The sequence below is a fragment of the Pseudoalteromonas sp. OF7H-1 genome (assembly GCF_022347825.1).
Taxonomy (GTDB): domain Bacteria; phylum Pseudomonadota; class Gammaproteobacteria; order Enterobacterales; family Alteromonadaceae; genus Pseudoalteromonas; species Pseudoalteromonas maricaloris.
This window is the reverse complement of sequence record NZ_JAKRFX010000004.1, coordinates 59661-82635: the sequence shown is the minus strand read 5'-3', so window position 1 is coordinate 82635 and position 22975 is coordinate 59661. Positions and strand designations below refer to the sequence as shown.

The following is a 22975-nucleotide window of genomic DNA, read 5'->3' as shown; positions in this document are numbered from 1 at the left end:
CATACGTCGGTACGTTTAGCAGTGGTAAATCAAAAAACTCTTTGATTTGTTCTGTTGTAACTCGCCAAGTTTTTCTGGTGTTTCTGAGATGATTAACTTCCAACAAATCAAATCGCTCTTTTAGTAATTAATCAAAGCGCAGATTCGGCCAATTTAATAGCCAAACCTGCCGTGTAGTTAAGTAACTAACTACGAGATGGGTAGATACCATCTAATACAATCTGCCAGTTCACAACTTGCAACGGGTTAATGATGCTAAAGCTCTCTGAAGCGCCAGTATCACTAACTACGACAGAGCCTCCACTAGAACCGCCACCATCAATACTTAATCCCGCTATATCCACTAAAGTGGGGTCTGGTGCAAAACCCGTTTTCTTGTAGTACATTGGGTTCGCGGTACTTTTAGCCAAATAACTTGTTTGGTCTGGTGCTGATGTATTGGCCTCGTCGGTTGCCGCCTGTAAAGAGCCTGTTACTGACGAACCGCCACCAGTAGGCACAAACGCGGCAGCATGCGTATGTTTTGGCAACTGTAACGAGTTCAACGCAATGTTTTCTAAACCAAAGCGCAGACCTAGTCTATAGTCTCTACCTCCTGGCATAACCCCCATACCTACAGGGCTACGACCTCTTAAGTCAGGTATACCAAAGGTAGTGCGAGCGTCACCACCATATAAATCGCCGAGAAGGGAAAATAATGCTGTGTTTTGACTAACTGCCATTAATTGCCCCAAACAAATTGCCCAGTTACGAATGGCAAAACTGCCACCAAACGGTTTCATGGTTCCGATATATGAATCTGCAGACATGTTATTGGTCCTTATTAAGTTTTTACTTACTAATTCGTGACGGTCGGACTTCTATAAATACACTCAGGTGCCACTTATTACTTTTCTCTAATTCTCTGTGGTTTTTGTAACGTTATAAATACTACATTCCTCACTCAGTTTCTTCTTCTCCTGTACTCAAGGGGTTAGCAGAAAAGGAAGGTGGGATAAACAATTCTGGTAAAGCAATTTGTCGTACATGACCTACAGAGGTTTTGCCAAGACAAACAGTTCCAACATCATTTACACCAAGCTGGACAAAGGCTTCTTCGACATCGGACGAAAAACGCCAGTATAATTCTGAAGTTTTATAACGAACCAATACCATTTGTTCGCACTGATCGAATTCATCTGGGTGCTCGCAAAATTTATCGTGGTATTCAGACAATCGCTGCTCACCTAAAAACTGCACCAACAGACTCCCCATTCCTGGAACTGTTAAGATTGCTGACTGTCCACGCTCTACTATTAACTCTCCTTTCCCTTCAAGCTTGCCGATGGTTTGGGCCGATTCAGGGCTAGGCAAGGCGCCATCGTTATATGGATATGTAGCTAGGTCATAGCCATAATTATTGGTAAGTTCTATCTTTATCTTCATTTGTTATCTCGCATCTGAAGTGTTATCCAGAGCACCGCACACATGGAATTACGATAACAGCCCAACTTCTATTTCCTTTCATGCGACTTTGCTCACCATTTTTAATATTATTTTTATCATTAACTTGTTGACTGTGAAGCCAACTTAGCTAGATCAAAGAAAAGCCTGCATCTAGCCCAAAAAGCACAGCAAATCTATAACCATTAAAGAGTCCTTGCTGTGTACCAATAACGTCCAAACACACAGCACCATCCAGCGTTTTAATAACTAAGCCTTCTCTTCGGCTTAGTTGAATAACAGTACCTGCTTGCACACCCTTGATATCACACTCAACCTCACTCGCTTGTAACACTTGAAACATCTCTTCTCTTAGACGAAAGGTGGCACAGCCAACATCTACATTGCCAGCTCGGCACATGTTCACTACTTCTAAAGTAGGCTGTTTACACCAGTTAATAGTCAGCTGCTGCGGTTCGATCATAGGTGCAAAATGCTCAAAGCATGTGTCTTGCTCACGCCAAGTAATAGCTTCTTGCTCTACCAATTGACAAAATGTGTCGAGTAAATGAGGTAAAGTTTGCGATACTTTTTGATTTACTATGCTAATCGTATCGAAAGGATGAATAGCAAGGTCAATATCGATAGCGATATCTCCGCTATCTACTTCTGATGTAACACGGTGCAACGTAAGCTTAGTGGCTTGTTCACCGTTTCTAATTTGCCAATAAAGGGGAAAAGGCCCTCGATATTCAGGTAGAGGACTAGGATGAATATTGACTAGGCTGCCATCAAAATAGCTGATCAACTTTTGTTTTATAATATGTCTAAATAGGTAAATTACACCGCGGTTAACGCCTAGTCTGTCTAAATCCGCGAGAAGGGTCGTATCGTCATACTGGTTATACTTTAAAGTGGGGATCTGCGCTTGATGCAATAGCTGCTGCAATTGCATTAAATCCGGATTTGGCTCAGCGTCCACTAAAACTACACATGCTAATTTATTGGTTTGTTGGAGGTATTGGATCGCCGATAAACTCTGACAACTCCCCGTAAACACCGCATACTTTTGCATTATACAATCCCCTGTACTTTTACCGGCACAAAACCCGGTAACCCAGTCAATTGATAGTAGAACTGAACCGTATCCCCGCTACTAGCAACAAAGTGAGTGTGCTCAATGTCTTTGGGTTTGAGGTCTATATAAACGCTCGTATCCGGCCTTGGGTGTGTGATCCCAGAATCATATTGGCCAACCTCTTCTTGCGCGAATGTCTCTATGTGGGCATATACCGCAAAAATACGTTTGCCCATATCTTCAATGCCCGTAGGTAGTACAATTTGATTCGCAGGGATCACTTTAATGCCATCTTCAAGTTCAAGCTCTTGCATCTCTAACAAAGTAGACTTATTGATCTTAAGGATTTCGCCTAATTCCACTCGATCTTGTTGCGCCTCATTACCTACATTGCTTGAATGACTATATTCTTGAGTTTTCCATTGTTGGTTAAACTCAGTTTCCCCAACAACCATCATGCCTTTTACCGACACATTTTGCGGGATCATCCAACCGTCTAGGGATAAGTATTTCACTAAATGTTTGGCAATACTTAATTGGCCCTCTTTGGTAAAGCCATGTTGCATCGCTTCTAACACTAAAAGATCAATGGCATTTTGGGGCTCAAATACGGTCGCATCAGCCTCTTCAATGAGCGATACGTACTCTTCAAGCTGCAAGTCACTGACGAGCTGTTTAAGTGTTAAAATTGCACCGGGTTGAATATCAACAAGCGCCACTTGAATTTGGCTCGGTTTGATGGTTTGAGTCTCTTTGTAGTAGCTAAGTAAAGGTAGTAACAAAGGTGCGAAAGGACCACAGGCAGGGTACAGTACATTAATTGAGGGTTTATTTTTTAACTGACCTTGAATCGCTTTGTCGAGTCCGCGAGCATATCCCTTGATCCGGTAAACATCCTTTATTGTATGCTTACAGTTATAGGGTGACATAATCAACCCTGTCGCGGAAATATACTGATGAGTGAGCACCTCTTGGCTTAATTCTGCCATCGCCATAGATTGCACTGCGTTATCGTACATTGTCTCAAAAGCACTGACCAACTCTTGGTGTGTAACAGTATTAAGATCTGTTAACACCAATGTTATTGCGTCAACAAAGCTCTTTTGCAACAGCTTTTGACGTTCACATACGGTAAGTTTTGCTTTTAAAAGTGATTGAAGCTGAGTTCTAATTGAGTGCTTTAATAAATCATCAACCTGAGGGTCAATGAAATCTACCTTTGTATTGTTTGCTAACTGCTGCTTTTCCATAGATATTATTAGCTCCACAGATCCTTAAACGTCGGCTTGACTGAGGCTTTTTAAGCGCTCAGCCGGTGTCTCCTAACTGTTTCTCTAATGAGTGTAGTCAAGCACAAATAATCTGCTAATTTTTTGATAAAACTTCGGCTTACAAAGATATGTCGATGTAAAAATCGTAAAAAATAGGTCATCACTTCGATTTAGTAGTAATGAAGTAAGATCTGTTGAACACAAAAAACGGTACGTTGCACATCTCATTTAATAAAACCAAAGACAATTAAAAATCTGAAATATTAAGTAGTTACCATAACACTTCTGTTACTACACACTGATTATGCCAAAAACATGAAGAATAAAGAATTACACAACATTACAGCAAGATGTAATAGCGTTTTCACAAAAAATTCTTGCTTCTGAAAACCATAGATTTGCTCAAATCTGTTACATTGTTCAAAAAAACGCATACCTATTTGATTTTTTTAAATAATTGAAATCTTGATGGTAGACATGTATTTACATTCCAATTACCCTATACCATTAACAAAAAATAAGAATTAGTAATCATATGTCTCTGACACAATTTTCGGATAGCCATATTGTCGATGTTTTCCAGTCTGACAAATACCAACTACTTGAAAAAATTGGAGAAGGTGGATTCGGTAAAGTTTTCAAAGCACGCCAAATAAACACTGGGCAAATCGTTGCACTAAAATTTTTGGCGTTAGAACCACAACTGGAAGCGACGAAAAAACACAGATATGCGGAACGTTTCAATCGCGAAACCTTGCTTTGTAGTCAATTAAATCACCCAAATATCGTACGATTATTAGATAAAGGACAATTAAATGAAAATTTAATGTTCGGGGTATTCGAGTATGTGGAAGGGCAAACACTACGGGACTATCTAAGTCAAAATGGTGCAATTGATTCAGTGTATGCAACCGACATCATGTTGCAAGTGTTAGACGCGCTCATTCACGCTCATCAACAAGGCATTATCCACAGAGACATAAAGCCAACCAATATTATGCTTAGCCAGTCTGGTGCAAAGACTTATGCCAAAATACTTGATTTTGGTATTGGTACGCTGGCACAAGAAACTCGCCAGCATGACTTTGAAACGATCACACTTACGCAAGAAACATTAGGCACACCTTCTTACAGCGCACCAGAACAATTACGTGGTGAGCCAGCCTCGGCCAAATCGGATCTCTATGTCTGGGGTTTGGTATTTTTAGAATGTTTAACCGGCGTGCCTGCGGTAACTGGCACAAGTGTCGCCTCGATTTATCACAAGCAATTAAGCGATGTACATATTCCAATTCCAAGCGCACTACTTGGCCACCCTCTTGCTGGGCTTCTCAGACGCGTACTCAATAAAAGCGCGTTGGAGCGCGTGATCACCGCAACCGAGGCATTCTCTGAACTGGCACGAATGAACGTATCGAACCTTGTTGGTGTGCTAAATGATGTTAAAGCTCAACATGGTTACGACGAAACCACAGTAATGATCCGTGATGACGATCCTAACCATCGTGCCATTCAAGAATATACGGCGCTTACTGAGCGCAAACAGCTCACCGTTCTTGCGGTAAGGTTAAGTGTTAAAGCACTCGACAATCAAGATAAAGACTTCGATGTCATCGACACCGTTTATAAATCTCAACGCAATCACTTTATTGATATCGCGACTCGTTACGGCGCTTATCACGTGGGTAACCTCGCCGATACCAGCTTGTTTTATTTTGGCTACCCTGTTAGCAGCGATAACGACGCGCGATTGTCTGCCCGTACCGCACTTGAAATGATAAGCGAACTTGGCAAACGTAACGCACTAATGCAAGAAGCCCACAGAGTCGCCCTTAACGCTCACATTGGTATTCATACTGGTGTATTTATTACCTACGCCAATGCCGTACCTGAAGGTCATCACGCAAACATTGCAGCAGCACTCTCCCGTGAAGCTGGCGAGCGCCAAGTCTTATGTAGTGCAGAGTCACGCTCACTCCTTGATGCTTTTTCAGAATTTAATCTGTACGGTCAAGTACAAATAGGCCCGTTATTTGAACTAACGCCGGTTTATAACTTGCAAGGAGAACGTCGCATCGAAGCATTTGGCTTTATGCGTGGTACAAAGAACCATCATGAACTTGTAGGTCGTCACCTTGAGCTTGAACAGACACTTTCACTCATTAATAACGAAGTCGAAGGTGCAACACGCATCGCCCATATTCATGGTGAAGCTGGCATAGGTAAATCTCGGCTGCTGCAAGAAATTCGTGCTAATGCACCGCAATATCAGCATTTAGTCGCCCAGTGTTTACCAGAGCATCAAAATAATGCTTTGTATCCAATTTTAACGTTGGTCAAGTACCTCTTTAACACCGAACAGCTTGACGCTCATTCAGCCAATACCGTGTTTAGTTATGTATTATCAAACGTGGATAGTAAGCTCGATTTAGTGCAAGCTATCCCTGTGTTGCTAGTTTGGCTCAATATCTCACTTGATGATGAAATTACGCCTTCTACACTTTCTCCCGATGAGCAGAAGCAAGTGTTGTTTAAAGGGCTTTGCGCATTGTTACTGTCAAACCGTCACGGGCTCAGTAAGTTTAAACTTTACATTATTGAAGACATTCATTGGGCAGATAGCACCACCTTAGAGTTTTTACATCACTTTGTCGGTGCGCTAGCTTCAGGTGATGTTTTACTAAGCACTTCAAGACAAGCGGTGCCAACTCAGTTGAAAGACCTTACCTTAGTGGATGTTTGCCTGAAAAAACTAACCGAGAAGGCCACTGAAGATTTTATCATTAACTTGTTTGATGGCCGCCGAGTGTCAGAGCGAGTTCTCAAATTACTTACCAGTCGCACAGACGGGATCCCGCTATTTATTGAAGAACTCGTCAACATGCTTAAACAAAAGGCATTAGTTGGAGATAAAGGCGGAGAGATTGACTTCCTCGCACCAGATAAACTTGACCAAGTACCTACGAGTTTAAGAGAGTCATTACAACAAAAACTAGATAGCCTTAGTCACGCCAAAGAAACAGCCCAACTAGCAGCCACAATTGGCCGAGAGTTTGAATATGATTTACTCGTTGCGGCATCTTCTTTAAGCGAAAACCAGATACAAAACGACTTAAATGAGCTGATAGCAAACGATCTTATCGTGCACCAACGCCGCGTTGATAACGATAGCTATATTTTTAAGCATGCGCTGGTGAGGGATGCGGCTTATGAAAGTGTTAATCAAACCAGCATACGTTTGTTACATTCAGTGGTTGCTCAAACACTAAACTCATACAAAAGTGAAGATTATACATTAAGAGCAACTCATCATGAAAAGGCGCTTGAATACACTGATGCAACAGTGCTTTGGAAACTCGCTGCAGAAAAAAGTACACAGTTGGCAGATATAAATTCTGCAATACAACATTATACCTGCGCACTTAATACTCTCACGCAATGTACAGGCAGTTACGAAAACAAGCTCACAGAAATTCTAATAAGAAATGCGCTAGCACTGCACTTGGCTACCACATTGGGATATGCAAACAGCAGTATCACACCACATATTGACCGTTCCCGAGCACTGTGTAGCGAGCTCAACAACCCCCCAGAGCTGTATTCAGCTTTTTGGAGTATTGCATTAATTCAAGTCGTTAAAGCCGAGCATATCGAAGGATTGAACACGATACAGCAACTACTTGAAATGGCTAAGCAGCAAAATTCTGCAGCATTGGAAATAGCAGCTCTTCATTTAAAAGGCGGGATCGAATGGGCTAAAGGTGATCTGCTATTGGCTGACAAGACCTTTACTCAGGCATTGGCACTTTATAACTATGAAGAACACCACGAATACTTCAAAAGCTACCCATTTCCATTTGACTGTGCAATATCCTCACTGCCAATTCATGCCGGTGTTTCTTGGCTCATGGGTGATTACGAACGTTCTGATCAACAGCGAATTAAAGCTGATAGACTGACAGAATTAGATGATATTCCCGCATATCAAGTTCACGTTTACGCCCGTCATGCCTACATTGGAGTAATATCCAGAAGACTCGACCTAGCCGAGTATTACGCTGAAAAGGTCCTTTCACTTTCTGAGAAGCATGGATTCGCGCTTTGGTTATCCATTGGTAATGTAATAAAAGGCTGGCTGATGTGTCTTGATCACAATGTATCTGAAGGTCTTCCCCTCGTTCGTTCTGGTTTAGATGCATACCTGTTAACGGACTCTATCGGTCATGTTGCTTGGCTACGAACAATGTATGGTGAATGCTTACTGCTTGCAGAAGATACTCAAGAGGCTTTAGAACAGTTAGATATTGCTATCAATATTGCAAATGAAAAACTTGATACGTTTTACTTACCTGAAGCTTATCGACTTAAAAGTATGCTGTGTACTACAGAATCCGCTCGTAAAGAACAATTACAAAGTGCTAAAGAAGTCGCTGAATTGCAAGGGGCACTTGGATATATCAACAAGTATTTAAAATAGGAAATTAAGAATGATAACTAGAACATGCTTACTGTTAGCATTGGGTTGTTCAGGGGCTGCGAGTGCATCAACAACTTTGCTTCCTGCGGACGTTTCATGTGATTTGGCCACGAACAATGCGATTGCCAATTTTACGCTTACACCTGAGCATTTATACGAATACTCATGGCAAACTTTTATTGCGATTAACCAACAAAAACAATTCGGCAAGCTTTCACTACCCGCTTGGGCTGACTGGATTAATACCGCAACACTTGCTGAAGTCAACTACACAAATGGCTATTTAAAGGAATTCAACACGCCCGTTTCTGTTGAAAGTAAAGATACTCTAAAAAATATTACCACAGCAGATAGCTGGCAATGTGACTCTGGTTGTTTAGACTTAGATATGTCGTTAAAGCTAGATGGCGACGAAATCAAAATGCTAGGCCTGAGAGATAAAAATAACAACCCTGTATTTTTTGAAAAGCGTGTAAATGATAAATGGATGGAAGCACTATGGGATACCAAAGAAAACCTGAACGAAATTGATAACAACCCTGCTCTCAAAGACCTTGCGGGTTTCGCATTTAGGTGGGGCAGTTGTGGGCAAGGTAACACATCCGCTAAACAACCTCAGATTGCGTTAAAACTGGGTTGGCGCATACTCACAAACAAAGATGATAAACTGAGATACATCACCATGGAAAACATTAAGTTACATGGTTTTGCAGTAAAACAAACACTCGGTCTCGTTGCCATGCACATCGGTGTCGGTACCAGTTCAAACCTATTAGTAGGTGATAAACCGACTTGGACTTGGTTGACATTTGAGCAGGTTGATACGCTTGAAAGTGAAACCCCAAAAACGATTCAATATAGCTTCATTGCTCAGGACGAATATAGCTGTTCCAATATATATACAGCCAATAGACCGACACCTCTTATTCGAGATGAACCGATCCCCACTCTAGCTGCAACATATAATGATCAGTATCGCTCTAAACTAAAAAAACAAAACTCTGTATTACAACATTACCAACTGATTGGCTCACAATATCCACATATTGATAACGCGGGGTCATACCAGCGCTTTGACAAAAATGTTAGAAGTGTGGTTTTTGAGCCTTTTCTAGCTCAGGTGAATAGCAAATGTGAAATTCCCAAGTCACAGTGGACCGTCTCTGAAAGTATCAGAAATAAAGGGTCTGATTGCGCGAGCTGCCATAACAATCTAAATTATTATTACAATGAAAATAAAATAAAATGGACAGAAAGATTCAAAGATTTCACTTTAATAAACAGTGGAATACCTGGTATACCAATGAAAGAAATAACATTAAACCCTAAGGAAAAGTAAAATGGCTAACAATGCATTCATAGACTATCTAAACAGATTAAATATTGATTTAGACTTCAGATTAAATAGTCAGGACAACCCTATAAAATCATTGAATGGTTATGTTGACAACAAAGATATCACCGAAGAATGCTTGACTATTGGCGGTAATAGTAAACTTTGCAAACAACCTGAAGAAAATCAACTTATCAAAAGCAACTTTTCTGCTGCACTAAACAACGAAGATTTTATCAGTGACTACCTTTCTCACTTCGAGGGTGAGAAAACAAGCAGTAAAGCTTCTATCACCGAGGGAGTTGAAGTCGTAGCATTACTTAATTTCTTACGTTCGATAGCATATGAAGAAACGTCTCACAGTGAATTTATTCAATCTCCAAGTGACTATATATCAAACTTCAGCGTAGAGTATAACAACACCAAAGCGGAGCTTTCTGCAGACGTTAAAGATGAACTACTTTCGTTGATCTCTCAGTTTGGAGATATAAAAGGTAATGAGGAGAAATTTGTACGTGAATTATTCTCTCTTAACATTATCTCGCAAAATTTAGCTGATAACGCAAATATTATTTGGTAATACGGTGAATACTATACTTAACAGAGTGTTAGATGAATCTCTCCACGAATTGTTAGGTAAAAGAACAACTGAAGGCTTGCAAGAAATTGCAAGCCTTTTTCCTCAGCTGTTTTCATCCTACTATTTAGAAATAAGAGATCTAGCTAGCCATGAATTAAGTCGATTGGATTTACTCTGCGCTATCGATCACCAATCCCCTAAAAAACGTACAAACTTTATCGATAATCGTTGGCTTCCTTTAATAGAAAATTTACGAAGCACCTATGCTAAATTGAAATCTCTTGACTCATTTACTCCATTTTTATGGCTTGAATTTGATAATATTCTGGTAAACAAACCAGAAACCGTCACAGCTCCCGGTGTACATTACTGTTTAGAGCCTGGTTATCCGGAACAACTCGCAGAGAAAAATGCACAGCTTAGCCACTATAAACCATATGTATTTTCTATGGGTCTGTGCCAACAGTATCACTCAGAAGCAAGTTTGACGCTATCTAGACTATTCAAACACTTACCGCTTTCGGGTCACATCATACATATCTCATTTATGCAGCAACGTAAGCCAGCCACAACAAAACTATATATTTCTATGCATCAGGATGAGGTTATAAAATACTTGGAAAAAGTGCATTTTCCTGGAGATGTAGAGGAAGTCGAGAAGATGCTACTGTTTTGGCGTGATATAAATGATAGCCCCTACTTATTTTTTGACTTAGCTGTTGGAGATACACTGTTTGACCATTTCGCATTGGTCAGCTCCCCCGTATATTTTGATGAGCTCAACAACAAGTTTTCATTCCTTGAGAATAAGGCCGAATTATCAAATAAACTATGTAAGAAACTCGCTTCATCGGGACTAATTACTCAACAGAAGTCGTCACTGATACAACAATGGTCATCGTCAAAATTTGAATTAGCTTGGACTTGGGTAGATTTTAAGCTGGTTAAAGAACCGAATAGAGCTGTTTACTCAAAAGCTTACTTAGGCCTGCAATCATGTGTAAATTAGAGCGCGCTTTGCGCCCTAATTTACAACATTCAATTATAAAGCGAATTTCCCTCTTGCTGCATGAAGCTTCTTATAGCTTTCAATAAGACGCAGGTGCTTGTCTAGACCTTCTAACTTCATGTTAGTTGGCGTTAAACCATAGAATTTCACATCACCATTAATTGAGCCAATAACCGCATCCATCACGTCTTTAGAGAACATGCGGGTAAAGTTATGAATGTAATCTTCTATTTCTAGCTCTTCATCCAACGCAATTTCAAGCGTGGCATGCATTGCTTGGTAGAATAAGCCACGCTCAACCGTGTTGTCATTAAACTGCAAGAAGGTTTCAACTAGTTCAATGGCCGCTTCGATATCGCCAAGCGCTAGATAGATTAAAATCTTAAGCTCAAGAATTGTAAGCTGACCCCACACCGTATTTTCGTCAAACTCAACACCAATTAGGGTGATAATATCGATATAGTTATCAAGCTGGCTGTCTTCTAAGCGCTCAACCAAGTTAGCTAATGCTTCGTCATCTAGAGAATGGATGTTGAGAATATCTTCGCGATATTGCAATGCTTTATTGGTGTTGTCCCAAATCAGGTCTTCAACAGGATAAACTTCAGAAAAACCTGGTACCAAAATACGACAAGCGATCCCTAAGTCTGTAAATTCCGCAATATAGGCTTCTTTACCTAACCCTTCCAAAATGCCAAATAACTTATCGCACTCTTCTTCATTCGTGCCTGTAAAATCCCACTCAACAAAATCGTAGTCATGCTTCGCACTAAAGAAGCGCCAAGAGATCACTCCCGTTGAATCGATAAAGTGCTCAACAAAGTTCTCCGGCTCAGATACCGCCATGCTGTTAAACGTAGGTTTTGGTACATCGTTTAAGCCTTCAAAACTACGACCTTGTAACAACTCAGTTAAACTGCGCTCAAGTGCCACTTCGAAGCTTGGATGCGCTCCAAAAGAAGCAAACACACCGCCTGTTTTAGGATTCATCAGGGTTACGCACATTACTGGGAATTGACCGCCAAGAGATGCATCTTTCACCACCACAGGAAACCCCTGCTCTTCAAGCCCTTTGATCCCTTCAACAATACCTGGATATTTAGCAAGTACAGACTCTGGCACGTCAGGGAGCACGATTTCCTGCTCGATGATTTGCTTTTTCACCGCGCGTTCAAAGATCTCAGATAAACACTGTACCTTCGCTTCAAACAGGTTATTACCGGCACTCATACCGTTACTTAGGAATAAGTTTTCTATTAGATTTGACGGAAAATACACAGTTTCACCATCAGAATGGCGAGTATACGGAATAGAACAAATACCGCGCGCTACATTACCTGAATTTGTGTCGATTAGATGTGAACCGCGTAGTTCACCTTCAGGGTCGTAAATTTCACGAGTGTAGTCGTCTAAAATCTCAGTAGGAAGCGCATCACCAGCTTCAGGCTTAAACCACTTTTCGTTCGGGTAGTGAACAAATTCAGCATTTGCGATTTCTTCACCAAAAAACTGATCATTATAAAAGAAGTTGCAGTTTAAACGCTCAATAAACTCACCAAGTGCTGAGCATAGCGCGCTTTCTTTGGTTGCGCCTTTACCATTGGTGAAACACATTGGTGAAGCAGCATCACGAATATGCAAAGACCAGACGTGTGGCACGATATTACGCCATGACGCAACTTCAATCTTCATGCCTAAATCCGACAGGATCTTGGTCATATTTGCGATAGTCTGTTCCAGCGGAAGATCTTTACCTAGGATAAAAGTGCTGTCGCTTTCGCTGGTATCAACCATCAGCATAGCCTGAGAATCATCTTCAAGGCTTTCAACCGCTTCCACTTGGAATTCCGGTCCTGTTTGGATCACTTTTTTAACGGTACAGCGGTCAATTGAGCGCAGAATACCTTGGCGATCTTTTTCAGAAATACTTTCTGGGAGCTCCACCTGTATTTTAAAAATTTGGTTATAACGGTTTTCAGGATCAACGATGTTGTTTTGCGCCACACGAATTCCATCCGTTGGAATGTCACGCGCATTACAATACACCTTCACAAAGTAAGCAGCACAAAGCGCTGAAGAAGCTAAAAAGTAGTCAAATGGACTTGGTGCTGAACCATCGCCTTTATAGCGAATTGGCTGATCCGCAATGACAGAAAAGTCGTCAAATCTGGCATCAATTCTGAGATTGTCGAGGTAATTTACTTTGATTTCCATTGGAAGGTTCCGGTGTGTTGCAAACGAAAACGCTAATTGTACTTGAGGATGGGTGACCACGCCAATGGAAGTTTCTCTTTCAACTTTTTGACTTAGAATAAATAAACTGGGTTCAATGTGATGTAACTTCCTGTAATTGCTCTACACTTTGCTTTAGCTCCAAAATAATTGCAAGTGATCTAATTTGTTTTTCAGTACGTGACCCTGTACTAAGACAAACACTAAGCGAGAACAGGATCTGTTAGCGAGACTTCTGCTCCCAACTTTCAATAAGTTCGCTAACTTCGTTATTCGACGTTCAAACTAAATTTGAAAACTAGGAAGTGCACAGATGAGAAAAATAGACGAGTGTGATCTCGATTTTTACAAAGATAATGGTTTCGTTTTATTACCAAATGCCCTATCAGATTCGATGCTCAAACGTCTCGTTGCGCTGTCAGAAGCGCTAGAGCTTTCAGCAAAACAAGAACTTAGTGAAGATAAAATAAGTAGCCAATACTACTTATCAAGCGAGTCTTCCGAACCAAAATTATTCCGTTACAACGATTTGCTGTTTGACGCTCCCGAGTTGATAATTGAACTACTCGCGATCCCCACGATGATGGCAATCAGCAATCAATTTTGCGGCATAGGTTGTGTACCTATGCAGTGCGATTTAGTCTACAAATATCCACATCCTCACCCGCACATTGCTTGGCATCAAGGTGCACCTCACCCACGTAACTTCGCATACTTAAATGTTGGGATCTATCTTGATGATGCAAAAGTAGATGATGGTTGTTTACGCTATGTACCAAATTCTCAACACGAACTTGTAGATATCTATTCGCTTTCTAGCAAGTATGGCTGGAATATTCCGGGAGTCGTGCAACAACCGGCTAAGGCCGGAGATATTCTCGTTCAAGACATGATGATTTTACATAGCTCTGAGCCTAAACGTAGCGACGGTCCAAGAAGAACAATCTACGTGGAACTTAGGCCGCTTGAAGGGATCGAAGAAAGCCAATATCAAAGTAAAGAATGGGCTGAACTTAGAAAACAATGGATGGCGCATATTATTAAAGCCGCAGCTCCTGAAGACATACCTGAAAATTGGCTAGCCGTTTATGGTGACCCCACCTATGATTTAAAGACACTCGTTGAGCTTATAAAACAAAAGCGAGAGCCTGCAATCCCAGCAGTTTGGGCCTCCAAAAACGTTGAGCATCCGGACTACCCTACACCTGCAGATTTGCGTTGATATTGATGAAGGCAATGATCACTACTTTTTGGTGGTAATTGCTTTTGACCGGATCGTGTTTAGAATTTTCTTTCACTCAATCTTAGCTAAAATCAAAAACACGGTTTACTTCTATGCCATAACACACCTCTTCGAACATAAAGCGATTCATTGTTACCCCTTGAGCTTGGTCTAGATTTACCGCACCATGCTTTTCGTAAAAGCGTCTCGCTTGTTTGTTCTGCTCATAAATCCAGGTATACGCGCTTTGGCAGCCTTGCTCGTAAAGTTTTAGTAAACGCGCCTTCAACAGCGCTTGACCCAATCCACGATTTTGATGGTTTGGCAAAATATAACCGCGATATAGTTCACCCGCATTTATTCTCGATACTTTTTGACTAACTGGATTATACATTCGACGGTAATTACCCGCCGCACCGCAGCCTAATATTTTCCGACCATCAGTCACGAGCAAAGCCGTTTGGCTTGCAGAATTCTTAATGATCTCAGACCAAATCGTTGCGAAAAATTCGACGGTTCCCCCCGCTAGCACTTGCTCTGGTAAAAAACCACTGAAAGCCGCTTGCCAACTCACTTTGGTCACTAACGCCATTTCCTCTATATCTGCGGTGCTAGCAGTCTTAATGGTAATTTTTTCTGGCAGGTTAAATACGTCAACAAATGCCTTTTCATCTAATTCAGTAATATCCATATAAACACTCAAAATCTACTTTACGTAACAATTAACACATTATTGTTACAAGTTAAGATTTATACAAATATTTATTCCAACTTTTTGCTGGACTCAGTCGTTATGCAGCGCTTTACTGCACAATCAACAAGCCTTAATTAACATTCATGTCAACTATAAAACCGAAAGCAAATCTCGTTGACTTACCTTACCAAGCTTAAGCTGCTCGTAAGCATGATAAATAGCTTTTTTGCTATCTTGCAGTCGCTGAGTAATATCTTCACCTTCAAGTAACGCGGCTTGCGCAGCTTCTAGCCTATCTTGCGTATCGGTAATAATTGCAGTTAATTTTGCTTTATCTGATCTAATTAGCGTACTGTCTTGCTCAACTTTTTGCTCAAGCATAGTTAACAACTCTGAACGCACTGAAACGGTTTTATACTCTTTAAAGTCTAATCCCAGATGATTAAATAACAGCGCTTGATTCATCTCTTCTGGTGCAATTTCTACTTCAATCGGCATCTCTACAATGTTCGTCATCATTTCACGATACATCTCGATGTTATATTCACGGCTACCTATTTTGTGATTTGAACTCACCAAAGATTCATGGGCTAGCTTTTCAGCTTGCTCAAAATGTTTGGTAAGGTAAGTCGATTGGGTGTTGTTCGACGCTTTTTCTTGTACAGCCTTTGCGGCTTCCATAAACGAAGGTGTTCCCGAGTTTTTTGCCGCCGAATTAGAAATGTCTTGATCACTCACAACATTATTATTCTTTCGACTATAAAGATCGTTCGAACCATACATTTGTGAATAGGGTGAATTTTGAATGTACATACTCGCTCCTTGTTACATTGACTGTTCTAGTACAGCAATAAGTGCGCCAAGGAAGCGTTATTAACCTGATCTCGGGTTAGTTAGGGTCCTAAGAGTCTTTTAACCACTTTTTTCGATGTAATCGGGTTTTGCCAAACCAAAGTTTGCCATTCAAGCGCTTAATATTACTGCGCTTGAGGCAAACTTTTTCCGCTATCGATTAATTAACTTTCTCACGCCAACGGATCATCAACATATATACTACGGGTAACACCACTAAGGTAAGTAATAGCGCGCTTGCCATGCCGCCCACCATAGGCGCGGCGATGCGGCTCATTACCTCAGAACCTGTGCCCGAACCGTAAAGGATTGGCAATAACCCTATAATAATCGTTGCCACCGTCATCATGACTGGACGAATACGCTTGCCCGCGCCTTCTAAAATGGCATTGTTAATGGCCTCAACTGTTAATGCTTGCGGTTTATCTTTAAGCTCCCTAATGGCTTGGTTGAGATACACGAGCATGATCACGCCTATTTCAACCGCAACACCTGCAAGCGCTATAAAACCAACGCCTACCGCGACCGAAAAGTTAAACCCCTCAAGGTATAGTAACCACAGCCCACCAATCATCGCCATAGGTAACGTCGCCATGATGATTGCCACTTCGCTAAAGCTTCTAAAGTTCAAATAGAGTAAAACGATAATGATCCCAAGCGTGAGCGGCACCACATAAGTCAATTTAGCTTTAGCACGCTCCATATACTCGTATTGACCAGCCCAACTGATGGAGTAACCTGCAGGTAACTCCAGCTGCTCGCTCAGTACTTGTTTAGCTGCTGCCACATAGCGGCCAACATCGACACCATCTAAATCAATAAACGTCCAACCATTAATGCGAGCGTTCTCGCTTTTAATGCCCGGTGGCCCGTTTTCAATATAGATAGTTGCCACATCACCTAGGGCAATATTTAATCCCTCGGCGGTGACTATAGGAAGCTTCCGCAGCGTTTCGGGAGAATCGCGTAAGTCTTGCGGATAGCGCAAACTAACCGGATAGCGCTCTTGTCCTTCAATGGTTTGCGTGACATCCATTCCACCAATTGCAGTTGCGACCACTTGCTGGACATCAGCAATATTGAGCCCAAATCGCGCGGCTTTATCACGTTGAATATCGACCTTAATATAGCGCCCCCCAGCGACCCGCTCTGAATAGACCGAAGCTGTACCCTCTACCTTACTCAGAATACGTTCAAGATCTTGACCAATCTTTTGGATAGTATCTAAATCTGGACCTGCGACTTTAATCCCAACAGGCGTTTTAATCCCCGTCGCGAGCATATCAATACGCGTTTTGATGGGCATCACCCAAGCATTGGTTAAGCCCGGAAACTGCACTAGCTTATCGAGCTCTGCTTTGAGCTTTTCAGTGGTCATTCCCTCACGCCACTGATCTTTAGGTTTTAATTGAATAAAGGTCTCAATCATCGTCAACGGTGCAGGATCGGTTGCGGTTTCCGCGCGACCGATTTTACCAAAGACATTTTTTACCTCGGGCACCGTCGCTATCAACTTGTCGGTTTGCTGTAAGATCTCTCTGGCTTTACCAATCGAAATACTTGGATATGTAGTCGGCATGTACATTAAATCCCCTTCATCCAAAGGCGGAATAAACTCACTGCCGATTTTATCCATTGGATAAAAGCCAACGACAGTAATAGCTGCAGCGGCTAACAACGTCAGCTTGGGAAAGCGTAATACTTGTTTCAACAAGGGTATATACGCACCAACCAACATTCGATTGATTGGGTTTTTATGCTCGGGCACAACTTTACCGCGAATAAAGTACCCCATCAGCACAGGAATAAGCGTAATGGCAAGCCCTGCCGATGCGGCCATCGCATACGTTTTAGTGTATGCCAGTGGTGCAAACATACGTCCTTCCTGCGCCTCAAGAATAAACACAGGTAAGAAGCTTACGGTAATAATCAACAAACTAAAGAACAGTGCAGGACCCACCTCAGAAGCCGACTTAGCAACGATTTCCCAGCGGTTTTCATCATTGAGTGGCGTTTTTTCCATGTGTTTGTGCATGTTTTCAATCATCACGATTGCACCGTCGGTCATCGCCCCAATAGCTATGGCTATGCCACCAAGGGACATGATATTTGCGTTCACCCCTTGAAAATACATCACGATAAAAGCAACCAGAATGCCAAGTGGCAAAGTGATCACGGCAACCACGGAAGAGCGAATATGAAATAAGAACACTACACACACTAAGGCCACAACCACCAGCTCTTCGAGCAGTTTAGACCAAAGATTATCAATGGCTTTGGTGATAAGCTCGGAGCGATCGTAAACCGTCACCACTTCCACCCCTTCAGGTAAGCCGTGTTGTAGCTCCGCGAGCTTTTGTTTTACGCCGTCGATGGTTTTTTGCGCGTTTTCTCCAAAGCGCATGACTACAACACCGCCAACAACTTCTCCTTCGCCGTTAAGCTCGGCAATGCCACGACGCATTTGCGGTCCAATATTGACAGACGCAACATCTGCTATCGTTAATGGCGTGCCTTTGACAGCTTGCCCAAGTGGGATAGCTTCAATATCATTAACGCTTTGAATATATCCCGTACTTGTCACCATATATTCGGCTTCAGCCATCTCAATCACAGAAGCACCAGATTCTTGGTTACCGCGTTGCAACGCCTGCTGCACATGCGTAAGCGGAATACCGTAAGCGCGCAGTTTATTGGGATCAACCTGTACTTGATACTGTTTCACCATACCGCCAATCGGCGCTACTTCTGACACACCGGCAACCGATTGCAACTCAAACTTTAAAAACCAATCTTGTAGGCTGCGTAGTTGGCTAATATCGTGTTTGCCGGTTTTATCGACTAATGCATAAAGATACACCCAACCCACCCCAGTGGCATCAGGGCCCAACTGCGGTTTTGCCGCATCAGGTAATTGTGGTGCGACTTGACTTAGATACTCGAGCACACGACTGCGCGCCCAGTAAAGATCCGTTTTATCGTCAAAAATAACGTAAACATAGGAATCCCCAAAGAAAGAATAACCACGTACGGTTTTTGCGCCCGGGACGGAGAGCATTGCCGTGGTCAGCGGAAATGTCACCTGATCTTGCACCACTTGTGGTGCCTGTCCTGGATAAGGTGTTTTGACAATGACTTGTACATCAGACAAATCCGGAATGGCATCGACAGGCGTGTTTTTAAGGGTAAATAGCCCAGCCCCCATCAGCATAAGTGTCAGCAATACCACAAAAAAGCGGTTGTATACTGACCAGCGAATTATTGCTTGGATCATTGCGAACGCTCCTTAGTGGCCTGAATGCATATTCATCGACATCTCACCTGCAGGTTTGATATCAGTCACCACAAATTCGTCACCCACTTCAAAGGTGAAAGTCACCTTCATTCCTGTCATAAGCTGGCTTAAATCAATGTGCTCAGCTGCAACAAAGTCCATCGTTGTTGCGGGACGGTCCCATTTCTCAATGGCGTCGCGAGAAATATTAAGCACTCGGGTGTCAGGGTTGATGGCGTTTATCACGCCACCCACTGTTGCTGTAGGCAGTGTATTTTCGGTCATACTGCCTTCAGACATAATGTGAATACCTGTCAGTAATACGCTGCCATCATCTTGTTTAGTGGCTTCAAAATGCAAAGTCTGTCCAGCGTTTAATTCTTCAACATCGACACTGTCAGCCACTGAAAAATCCATCACCATTTCAGGCCATTCCCACTCGGGTACGGGCTGATGATCGATATTCACCACTCGACTTTCATAGTTCACGCTTTGAATTTCTCCTTCAATCCAAACTGACTTAGCCTCTGCAACTGGCGCCATACGCATAAAGTCAGAAGTAATGCTCGATTGAGAATCAATCAGGAATTGGGCTGACGTAACTATCTTGTCTCCTTCGTTAAGGCCATTGAGGATTTCAATGTTTTCATCACCAATTTGACCCAGTTCAACGGCAACCGATTTAAAGCTACCGGGTGCAACTTCAACGACAACACGGTTTTGTTTGGCGGTGCGGATCACAGATTCACTCGGCACTTGCAATACGTCGTCACGAGAGTCGGCATGAATGTTCACTTGCGCAAACATATTCGGCTTTAACAGCGCATCACTGTTGTCAAACCTGAGCCTTACTCTAAGTGTTCGTGTTTTTTCATTGAGTGAGGGGTAGACGTAATCGACTTGCCCTCGCCACGTTCTGCCGGGTAAAAAGTCTAACCTCATGGAAACGGCTTGCCCCTGAGCGACCAACATAGCATCACGTTCAAATACGTCAGCTTCAACCCAAATTTCGTCTAGTTTGGCGATACTCATTAGCGTTGTGCCTGGCTTTACGTAAAACCCTTCTCGGATCTGGAGTCCATCCAACACCCCAGATTGACGCGCATAAAAGGTAATGCTTTGATGCACTTCACCCGTTTTTTTAAGCGTATTGATAAAGTCATCACTCAGGTGCAATGCTTTGAGCCTTTCGTGCGCTGCGTTTATCAGCGCCTGATTATTACGCTTTCTAGCAATAAGATATTCTTCTTGCGCATTGACCAATTGCGGCGAATACAAGGTGTACAGAGGTTCGCCTTGCTTCACCGGATCTCCTGCTGCTTTCACGTAGAGCTTTTCAACCCAACCCTCAACTCGGGGGTGAATATGAACTAAGCTATCTTCGTTGTACTGAACATACCCAACAGTCCGGATTTGGTGAGACATCGCTTGACGCATGGCCAACGCAATGCGAACGCCCAAGTTGTTTTCAACGTGAGGCGCTATCTCCACAACCCCCTCACCAAATTTTTCGTTCGCAGACTCTTCTTCGTACACAGGCACAAGATCCATTCCCATCGGAGACTTACCTGGCTTATCACGACGATAGTTCGGATCCATAGGCGCGACCCAATAAAGTGGCGCTTTCTCAGCGTTTTTCGGCACCGCAGACTCGTTACTTGAAGAGAGGTTAATCCCAACTAGCACGCCGGCCGTTAATGTCGTGACGGCAACTAGCGTCATTTTTAAGTTGTTATTCATGGCTTGCACCCTCTTCAATTTGAGCCAAATAATAGTTACTGCGTACCACCGCTTTTAACAATGCAATATCAATGGAAAGCGCTGATAACTGCGCATTCAGTTTCGCGATGCGCGCCCTCACTACCTCGGAAAAGTCGCCATCGTCATTGGTATAAGCGGTCAATGCAGCTTCGGCTTGTTCAGCGCTTTGTGCCACAATTGATTTTGCGTATAGCGATTGCCTTTCTTGCAATCGTTGGATAGTTTGAATTTCTCCATTTAAGTTTGAAAACAGCTGCTTTAGCACCAGCAACCGATCGGTTTTACTCGCCTCAACTTGTGCGGTCGCTGCCGCTTTTTGTTGGTCTTGTTTTCCATCTGTGAATAACGGAACGTCGAATGACACACCAACGCTGAAAAAGTCAGTGCGAGACATCTGATCCGGCGCATCATCCCGATATGCGTAACTCGCATTGACGGAAAACTGTGGTTTATATGCCTGCTCAGCTAACTTTACCCCTTGATTGGCGCGGTATGTATCAACGTCGGCTGCAACAACCAACGGGTGATGAGTCAAATGTTGTACTACAGCTTGGCTATCAACTGGACGTTGCTGCATCAACTTTGGCGCAATTGAGCGGATCAACGGCAGTGTCACTTCGTTTTGTTCAAGGACACTCAGTGCATTTGAATTAGTGAATGCATCATTTAATAGCCATTGCGAAAGCTTTGCTTTAGCGGTGTTAAGCTGCTGATAAGCCGCGGAACGCTTGTCGTCTAATTGCATCACCTCAAGTTGAGCACGGATCACATCTTGCTGGCGTGTTACCCCCAGCGCATTGGAGTAGCTAGCATTGGCTATTTCTACCATTTGGTCAAACAACACACTATCGCGTTCAATCAGTTCTAACGTCTTTTTGGCTTGCACAATATCAAGCCACACCTGAGAAACATCGCGGCGCACTTGCGCTTTTCTATCCGCTTGTAAAATCGGTTGCTTTTTAGCGTCAAGTGCCAATTGCTGGCTCTTAATTTCGAGGCTATCTCCTCGCGGTAACATCTGCATCACGCCAACTTTAAGCTGAGTCATCCCTTCTTGATTAAACTCCCAACTATCAACAGGCAGATTCATCATACCGATGGACACCTGAGGATCAGGATAGCTTAGCGCTTCGCGGCTCATAGATTGCATCGCAGAACGCTTGTATTGGCTAGATTTAAGCCAAGGATCGTTACTGATAGCGGCATCTATCGCTTGCTCTAACGTTGCAATATTGGCCTGTGCTATCTGTGGCAGTATCAGTGTTGTGATAAACAGGGAAACTTTAATTGTCATTAGAACTGCTCCTCATAGCTGTCGATTTCAGCAAAAATCTCATAGCTCCCATCTTTTTTAAGTAGCAATACTTGATAGGGCATAAAACGCTCGCCAACTTCCATACCAGGCGATCCAAGTGGCATAGCCGGCACACTCAAGCCGATATTTTGTATGTCTTGAGTTAACATTTCGTTTTGCAAAAACTGTTTAATAAACTTGGCAGGAACATGCCCTTCAAAAATAAAACCATTTTTAGAAACCCCGGTGTGACAAGATTGAAAGTTTTGCTTAATACCAAACTTACTCTTAAGTGAGCCAAGATAATTTAAATCGGTGGCTTTGTGCGCGATACCTTGCGCAGTTAAGTGGTTTAACCACAGCTCACAACAGCCGCAGGTTGGGGATTTAAAGACTTCCAATTCTATATTGGATTTACCATATGCCATGGCGCTCATAAGCCATAGCGACATCACTAAATAAAACTTTTTCATGCT

16 protein-coding genes are annotated in these 22975 nt (G+C 42.5%); 5 read left to right on the top strand and 11 right to left on the bottom strand.

Features of this window, described 5'->3' with window-relative positions; translation table 11 throughout:
* Nucleotides 1-185 precede the first annotated feature (185 nt).
* The 4 genes from MHN30_RS06435 to MHN30_RS06420 all read right to left on the bottom strand — a co-directional run bounded on the left by MHN30_RS06435 (nt 186) and on the right by MHN30_RS06420 (nt 3750).
* The gene (locus tag MHN30_RS06435; RefSeq protein WP_239358977.1) at nt 186-809 is read right to left on the bottom strand and encodes a tail fiber protein; all 624 of its coding nucleotides are present in this window, start codon (nt 807-809) and stop codon (nt 186-188) included.
* A gap of 130 nt (nt 810-939) precedes the next feature.
* The gene (locus MHN30_RS06430; RefSeq protein WP_239358975.1) at nt 940-1425 is read right to left on the bottom strand and encodes a hypothetical protein; all 486 of its coding nucleotides are present in this window, start codon (nt 1423-1425) and stop codon (nt 940-942) included.
* A gap of 148 nt (nt 1426-1573) precedes the next feature.
* Nucleotides 1574-2497, bottom strand: coding sequence for a formyltransferase family protein (locus MHN30_RS06425; protein WP_239358973.1), 924 nt, complete (start codon nt 2495-2497; stop codon nt 1574-1576).
* Nucleotides 2497-3750 carry a hypothetical protein gene (locus tag MHN30_RS06420; protein WP_239358971.1) on the bottom strand — a complete coding sequence of 418 codons (1254 nt, stop codon included), beginning with the start codon at nt 3748-3750 and terminating at the stop codon, nt 2497-2499. The genes MHN30_RS06425 and MHN30_RS06420 overlap by 1 nt, the downstream gene beginning before the upstream one ends.
* Before the next feature lie 556 nt (nt 3751-4306).
* On the opposite strand from MHN30_RS06420, the gene MHN30_RS06415 reads away from it, so the two are divergent.
* The 4 genes from MHN30_RS06415 to MHN30_RS06400 are packed head-to-tail and all read left to right on the top strand — an operon-like array spanning nt 4307 to nt 11170.
* Nucleotides 4307-8248, top strand: a complete 3942-nt coding sequence (locus tag MHN30_RS06415) for a TOMM system kinase/cyclase fusion protein (protein ID WP_239358969.1) — start codon at nt 4307-4309, stop codon at nt 8246-8248.
* A 10-nt stretch (nt 8249-8258) separates the two neighbouring features.
* Complete coding sequence (locus tag MHN30_RS06410; protein ID WP_239358967.1) at nt 8259-9587, top strand: hypothetical protein; 1329 nt, start codon at nt 8259-8261, stop codon at nt 9585-9587.
* Between the two features lies 1 nt (nt 9588).
* Nucleotides 9589-10161: a hypothetical protein gene (locus MHN30_RS06405; protein ID WP_045988179.1), complete on the top strand. Its 573-nt coding sequence runs from the start codon at nt 9589-9591 to the stop codon at nt 10159-10161.
* A gap of 4 nt (nt 10162-10165) precedes the next feature.
* Nucleotides 10166-11170 (top strand): hypothetical protein, encoded by a 1005-nt coding sequence (locus tag MHN30_RS06400; protein WP_239358965.1) that lies wholly within the window; start codon nt 10166-10168, stop codon nt 11168-11170.
* 33 nt (nt 11171-11203) lie between these two features.
* Here MHN30_RS06400 and MHN30_RS06395 read toward each other — a convergent pair whose 3' ends face one another.
* The gene (locus tag MHN30_RS06395) at nt 11204-13384 is read right to left on the bottom strand and encodes an OsmC domain/YcaO domain-containing protein (RefSeq protein WP_239358963.1); all 2181 of its coding nucleotides are present in this window, start codon (nt 13382-13384) and stop codon (nt 11204-11206) included.
* Nucleotides 13385-13715: 331 nt separating this feature from the next.
* Between MHN30_RS06395 and MHN30_RS06390 the strand changes: the two genes are divergently transcribed.
* A complete protein-coding gene (locus tag MHN30_RS06390; protein ID WP_239358961.1) occupies nt 13716-14624 on the top strand; it encodes a phytanoyl-CoA dioxygenase family protein in 909 nt (302 codons plus the stop codon).
* Between the two features lie 82 nt (nt 14625-14706).
* Here MHN30_RS06390 and MHN30_RS06385 read toward each other — a convergent pair whose 3' ends face one another.
* From MHN30_RS06385 to MHN30_RS06360, 6 genes are all read right to left on the bottom strand, one after another.
* The gene (locus tag MHN30_RS06385) at nt 14707-15315 is read right to left on the bottom strand and encodes a GNAT family N-acetyltransferase (RefSeq protein ID WP_239358959.1); all 609 of its coding nucleotides are present in this window, start codon (nt 15313-15315) and stop codon (nt 14707-14709) included.
* Nucleotides 15316-15468: 153 nt separating this feature from the next.
* Nucleotides 15469-16131, bottom strand: a complete 663-nt coding sequence (locus MHN30_RS06380) for a hypothetical protein (protein WP_239358957.1) — start codon at nt 16129-16131, stop codon at nt 15469-15471.
* Nucleotides 16132-16330: 199 nt separating this feature from the next.
* Nucleotides 16331-19444, bottom strand: a complete 3114-nt coding sequence (locus MHN30_RS06375; protein WP_239358955.1) for a CusA/CzcA family heavy metal efflux RND transporter — start codon at nt 19442-19444, stop codon at nt 16331-16333.
* A gap of 12 nt (nt 19445-19456) precedes the next feature.
* Nucleotides 19457-21184, bottom strand: a complete 1728-nt coding sequence (locus tag MHN30_RS06370) for an efflux RND transporter periplasmic adaptor subunit (protein WP_239358953.1) — start codon at nt 21182-21184, stop codon at nt 19457-19459.
* The gene (locus tag MHN30_RS06365; protein WP_239358951.1) at nt 21177-22499 is read right to left on the bottom strand and encodes a TolC family protein; all 1323 of its coding nucleotides are present in this window, start codon (nt 22497-22499) and stop codon (nt 21177-21179) included. The genes MHN30_RS06370 and MHN30_RS06365 overlap by 8 nt, the downstream gene beginning before the upstream one ends.
* Entirely contained in the window at nt 22499-22972 is a 474-nt protein-coding gene (locus MHN30_RS06360) for a DUF411 domain-containing protein (RefSeq protein ID WP_239358950.1), read from the bottom strand. Before MHN30_RS06360 ends, MHN30_RS06365 begins: the two co-directional genes overlap by 1 nt.
* Nucleotides 22973-22975 lie beyond the last annotated feature (3 nt).